Source organism: Campylobacter sp. MIT 97-5078 (assembly GCF_006864455.1).
Taxonomy (GTDB): Bacteria; Campylobacterota; Campylobacteria; order Campylobacterales; family Campylobacteraceae; genus Campylobacter_D.
In genome coordinates, this window is sequence record NZ_QHLK01000026.1 from 1 (window position 1) to 5583 (window position 5583).

The 5583-nt window shown below is 31.0% G+C and carries 6 protein-coding genes; 5 read left to right on the plus strand and 1 reads right to left on the minus strand.

What is annotated here, in order from left to right; all coding sequences use genetic code 11:
- Both DMB91_RS08945 and DMB91_RS08495 read left to right on the plus strand, forming a co-directional pair.
- On the plus strand, positions 1–1189 hold a 1189-nt coding region (locus tag DMB91_RS08945), incomplete at its 5' end, for a DUF5312 domain-containing protein (RefSeq protein ID WP_260604904.1).
- Between the two features lie 7 nt (positions 1190–1196).
- Entirely contained in the window at positions 1197–1391 is a 195-nt protein-coding gene (locus DMB91_RS08495) for a hypothetical protein (RefSeq protein ID WP_143116906.1), read from the plus strand.
- A 45-nt stretch (positions 1392–1436) separates the two neighbouring features.
- Here the strand turns inward: DMB91_RS08495 and DMB91_RS08500 are convergent, their stop codons facing one another.
- Positions 1437–2543 (minus strand): replication initiation protein, encoded by a 1107-nt coding sequence (locus DMB91_RS08500; protein ID WP_052043270.1) that lies wholly within the window; start codon positions 2541–2543, stop codon positions 1437–1439.
- A gap of 608 nt (positions 2544–3151) precedes the next feature.
- Here DMB91_RS08500 and DMB91_RS08505 point away from each other — a divergent pair.
- From DMB91_RS08505 to DMB91_RS09185, 3 genes are read left to right on the plus strand one after another with little or no spacing between them, the layout of a single operon-like run.
- Complete coding sequence (locus DMB91_RS08505) at positions 3152–3484, plus strand: hypothetical protein (RefSeq protein ID WP_034903815.1); 333 nt, start codon at positions 3152–3154, stop codon at positions 3482–3484.
- A complete protein-coding gene (locus tag DMB91_RS08510) occupies positions 3468–3740 on the plus strand; it encodes a type II toxin-antitoxin system RelE family toxin (protein WP_034903817.1) in 273 nt (90 codons plus the stop codon). Before DMB91_RS08505 ends, DMB91_RS08510 begins: the two co-directional genes overlap by 17 nt.
- Positions 3741–3751: 11 nt before the next feature.
- A complete protein-coding gene (locus DMB91_RS09185; protein ID WP_231549663.1) occupies positions 3752–5248 on the plus strand; it encodes a mobilization protein in 1497 nt (498 codons plus the stop codon).
- Positions 5249–5583: the final 335 nt, after the last annotated feature.

Below are 5583 nucleotides of genomic sequence, written 5' to 3' on the forward strand. Positions count from 1 at the left end.
CTATGGTGTAGATAAAGAAGGTTTTTTTACAAGTGATTTTAATGAGGCTGCAGGATTGCCACAAGATTATAAGATTTATGCTAAAGGAGCTGAAAGTTTTGTAGCTTGGGAAACAGGGGATAGATATTTTTATGCAACTCACGCTACAATAGACATTGCTAAAACTGTAGGAAATGCTTATAAAGTTTTAACTCAACTTGTGCCACAAACTTCAAACTCTAGCTTAAGTCAAGATGAATTAGCTAATATACCCTATGCTTTTATTTTAGATAAAAATCTTAATGTTAGCAAAACCTTTACCAAGGATGAATATGAAAAAACGACCTTAACGCAAGATAGAATTAATGTTACTTTCAATACTTTTACAGATGCAGGTTTTGATAAAATCAGTGTGGATAATATTTTTAGCAATAGCAATGGTGATGTGAGATTAAACAAATTTGCCTATATAAATAAAGGCGGAAGTGTTGATAAGGGTGGTGTTTTAATGGCTCTTTTAAATTCTCAACTCTATGGGGCAACAGGTCCTCTTTTAGAGGGAGATACTAAATTATTTGGAAAACTCACTTTTGATAAAAACATTAGCGACGCAGAGCGTAAAGATTTTGAAAATTTTATGGATACAAATAAAATGAAAAGCGCTTTCATAAGTAATGATAATTCTTGGACCATGTCTGAAGAAAGGCTTTCAATGAAACTTTATATCAAAAGAAGTGAAGCCATAGGCAATAGTGAATTGGCACAACAAGCAAGTGATTTTGATAAAGAATATAACGAAATGATAAATTCTAATATGAGTTTGGATGAGTTTAAAAACAAATACCTTGATTTAAAAAAAAGACACGATGAATTTGTTAAAGCCTTAGAGACAGAGGAAAAGGCAAAAGGGATAAATTATAGCCTTAGTGGCGGATTGGTTTTAAATATTCCACAAACACAAAACACCCAAGAAACAAAACCTTTTAAACCCATACAAGGTGAAAGTAAAAACAAAGAAACTTACAAAGATGACAATATAAGAAGTGAATTTTTAAAAAAACTCTTAGAAGATAAATTTAGCACAAGTGAAGAGTTAAAAATTCTTTTTGGTATGAAAACAAGTGATGATGATACAAGTAATGATAATTTTAGAAAGATTATTTCTCAAATGGGCTTAAATAATATAAAGGGTATAGATATAAGAGCTTAAGAATATTATGTTAAGTATTTTAAATCCTAATTCAAATCATCGTTTCCATAAATGTATGCCTAAGGAAGTTCATCAAATCTATGACACTCTAAAACTTATGGAACAACAAGAAGATACAAAAAAAGTAGAAGTTAAAGCTAAAAAAGAAGAATATAACAAAGCAGACAACAAAAAAGATAAACTTTTAGATATATTTGCTTAATTGGGGCTAAAATTGCGAAAGGTAACTTTTTTGTCGTGAAAAACTTTAAACTTTCTTATAGAATTTATCAAATAGTGTGCCTGATTTTAATTGCTTTCTAGTATCAATTGCTTTTTGGACTTTCTCTGTGTCAAGGTAGAATAACTCCTCTGCTCTATCTTTAGCTTTTTGAATAGAGTTAATATCTTTGAAGCTCTTAACTAAAAAACCTACAGGCTTGTCAGTTTCTTTGTGTAAAAACATAGCCATTATACGTTCTTTTTTATCATTTTCCCAATTCCAACTTTCGCATATTAAATTGCCATAGCCTTTGATATAAACACTTTTGCCTATATAGCTTTCTACTGCTTTAATAAGGGCTTTATTAAAGCTCTCTTGTTTTTCTTGTTCTCTTGCTATACGTTTATCGTTGTTTTTATAGTCAAAGATAAACTCTAAGTCTGTGATTTTACGTCCTGTCTTAAATGTTTTAATTTCAAGCAAAACTAGGTTAGATTTAGCATTAATATCTTTTTGGGCTTGTTTTAAAACAAAGCGGTTAAAATCAAACCATTCATAAAAGCTTTTAGGCACTTCTAAGATGTTTTGCAATACTGAAAGGTTCATTTTCAAGCTTTGTCGGTTTTGCTTTAACTCACACACAAGCATATTATAAATTCTTATACTATATGCGGATTTCATTTGCTGTATATCGCTAAATTTAAGCTGTGTAAAGTCTCTTTTTAGGTCAAGTAGGTATTTTGTAAGGCTATCGTTTAGCTGATAGGTTACATAGTTTTGCCCTTGCTCGTATCTAATAAATTTAAAAAGTGGCATAGCTTGAAATACGCTTTTTTCTTTCATTGTTTTTTCATCAAGTAGCTTAAAATCCTCTATATAAACCTTTCTTACCATACTTTCCACTATTTGAGAGCAATAAGAATAATCTATTCTACCATTCTCCCACTGCCACATTTGAAAAATCTCACTTAATGGAATCTCGCACACTTGAAAGAACTTGTCTCTTTGGCTATTAAGTTGAGCTACTATCCACATAAAGAATTTCATCTCATTAGCGTTCATATCGTATTTAGCATATACGAAGCGATTATCTTGTGTTACTATGGCTTTTTTAGCTTTTGTTTTGACTGATTTTTTCTTTTTTGTTTCCATTTTAAATCCTTTAACACAGACAGGGCTATCATCGCATAGAGGCTAGGCGTGTCTGCAACCACCTAGCCTAAAGCTTCCCTTAAGCCTTAATAAGCCAAAGTTACAATTAAGCAAATAATGCTATAATTACGATGATATTCAACTTGCTACCTCCTTTCGGCGGAGCAAATTAACCCTAGTGGAGATGCAATCCACTAGGATTTAAACTCCACAATCAAAATCATAGCAAACTAATTCTTAGTAGTAACTTATTTTTATAAAATATAGTTACCTTTATCTACCAAACCCCCTATCCCTTTGCCTTGTTCTTTCTTTTTCTTGTTGCTGTTTTCTCAATAGTGTTTCATTAAGATTTTTAACTTTGTTTCTCTTAATTCTAGAATTAAGCAAATGCAAAATATATTAATAAGCTTGCGAATTAATATATAAGCCACGCAGTGCAAATTACCAACAAATATTAAAAAGTTTCACGATTTTAAAATATAGGTGGATAATTTGCAAATTATCCACCTATATTTTAAAAAATGTGCTAATTTGCTTTTTTTAAATTTTAATATGCTATAATTTCGCAAGCTCAATTAAGCAAAAAAATAAAAAAAGGGGAAACAATGGAAGCATTAACAATCGACTTTGACAAATATGCAAATATGAGTAGAAAGCAACTTATTAACGCTTTAGATGATGCGGAAAAAAAAGAACGAAAAATAAAAGAGACTTACGAACAAAATTTAAGTATGACTTTGCAATTAAAAGCCTTTTTAAAGTCAAAAATCAAAGAAAGCTTAAATGAACCAAAGTATTACAATGCTAAAGAAACACCTATTTTTAAAGAACTAAATAGAGAAATCGAAAACGACCCTGAAACCGCAAAACTAGCAGAACAGGCACGACTTGAAAACGAAAAAGAAATGCAAGAGTATCAAAATGGAAATTCAAATTGAACGCAAGGTTAATAAATACCTAGAAAAACAAGTTAAAGGCGATAAATTAGGTGTTTTAAGGATTAAAGACTATATAGAAAACTTTCTTATAACAGCTAAAGACCCTACACAGTTACCACAATGTAAAAAACTGCAAGGATATGAGAACCTTTACAGGTGGCGTGTTGGCAACTATCGTATAAAAGGCGAAATTAGAGAAAAAGAACTCATTATTTTGATAATTGAGATTAGCACAAGAGAAAACGCCTACAAATAGGGCTTTAACATATGAGCAATCTTTCAAGCATAAATTTTAAAAAGTCTATAAAGTGGCAAATATGGCATAACAGCTCAGAAAGAGCAGATTATGCTATCGGTGGCGAGTTAATTTGTAGTTGTGATGGCTATGAAGCCTTAAAACTGAAAAATCAAATCATTGAAAACGCCAAAGAACAATATGCTAAGCACACAGGGCAAAAATTTCAAGCTAAATCTTACGAATGGAGTGCGGTTGTTAATATAAAACCCAATACAACAATGCACGATCTTGAAAGACTTGCAGAGCATTTTAATTCAAAATATGGCTTTCAATGCTATCAAATCGCAATCCATAGAGATGAAGGACATATAAACGAAAATGGCGAAAAAGTAATCAATCATCACGCACACCTTGAATTTATTACACTTGATAAAAAAACAGGTAAGAATATGTATCGTAGAGAGCTGATAAGCCCTAGAGTATTAAGGCAAATTCAAACCGAAGTCGCTGAAATTTTACAAATGCAAAGGGGACAAGATAAGCGTATTACAAAAAGACAGAGAATTGAACCACGCAAATACGCACAAATAAAAGAACAAGAAAAAAGAGAAAGAAAGCAACTATTAGAGCAAATCAGACAAGAACACGAAGCAAATCAAGCACAAATCAAATACGAATATACGCAAGAAATTGAGGCTTTAAGAACTGAAAATACAAAAGAGGAACTTTTAGCCGCAAAAGAAGTTAAAGCCGAAATTGAAGCCTTTAGAAAAGCTTGTATAGGCAAAGGCTATCCAAAAGATTTTTTTCGTGAGCTTGGAGAATTAAAAAAGACAGCCAAAGAAACACTAAGCAACGATTTAAACAATACTTTAGAAGCTTTAACACAGGCTTACACAAGGCAAAATCAAGAACTTACAGAGGAAAAAACCAAAAGCAAAACACTAGACGAGCAAATAAAAGCACTTGAGGCAGAATTAAAAGCATTAAAAGCAAAAGAAGAAGAGCTTATAGAAGAAAAAACTGAAAGAGAAAAAATAAAAAATAACTTTATAAGAACTTGCATTAAAACACTTTATACAAACGATGAGAACGAAGAAGAGTTTGAAAAATCATTCCCAATAAGAAAAGATATCCTTGAAAACACCATTAAAAAACCAACAAAAGAGACAATAGAATGCCTTTTTAACATAAATATGAATAAATCTTTAAGTGATAAAAACAAAACTCAAAAAATCGAACTGGAGGAGCTAAAAGCTAAAAATGAAGCCCTAGAAAAAGCTTGCAATGAGCTTGAAGCTAATTTATCAGCACTTCAAAAGATAAAAGAAGAAAATAAACAACTCAAAACAGAAAACGAAACTTTAAAAACTCAAATTAACACCCTCATAAACGAACAAAAACGCCCCTTAAACATCAAAAAAGAAAAAAACGAGGATTTATACGAAAAAACTCAAAAAAACGATTTAAACCACTCTTATGAGCCAAAAAATATCAAACAACAGAACAAAGACTTTTCAAGATAAAACATATCTTTTCCTTTTTTGGTGTTTTATGAGGCGTAGCGTTAGCGTAGCCTATTGAATAAAAGAAGTTCAAAGCGTTAGCTTTGATTTACCTGATGTTCTATAAATACAAAAAGGATTTTAAGCTTAAAATCTGCTTAACCTTAAGCGATTTTCCCTTGTTTAATATAAATTCTTGTTTTATACTTGTTTACGGGCATTTTTCATATGGAAAAATAGGGGCTGAAATTGCGAACTAGATTATTAATTTGTGTCAATCAATACAAACTAAAAGGCTTAAATTCAAAATGCAAAGCCTTAGGGAGATTAAGAGTAAAAACTTTTAATTCTTTTTT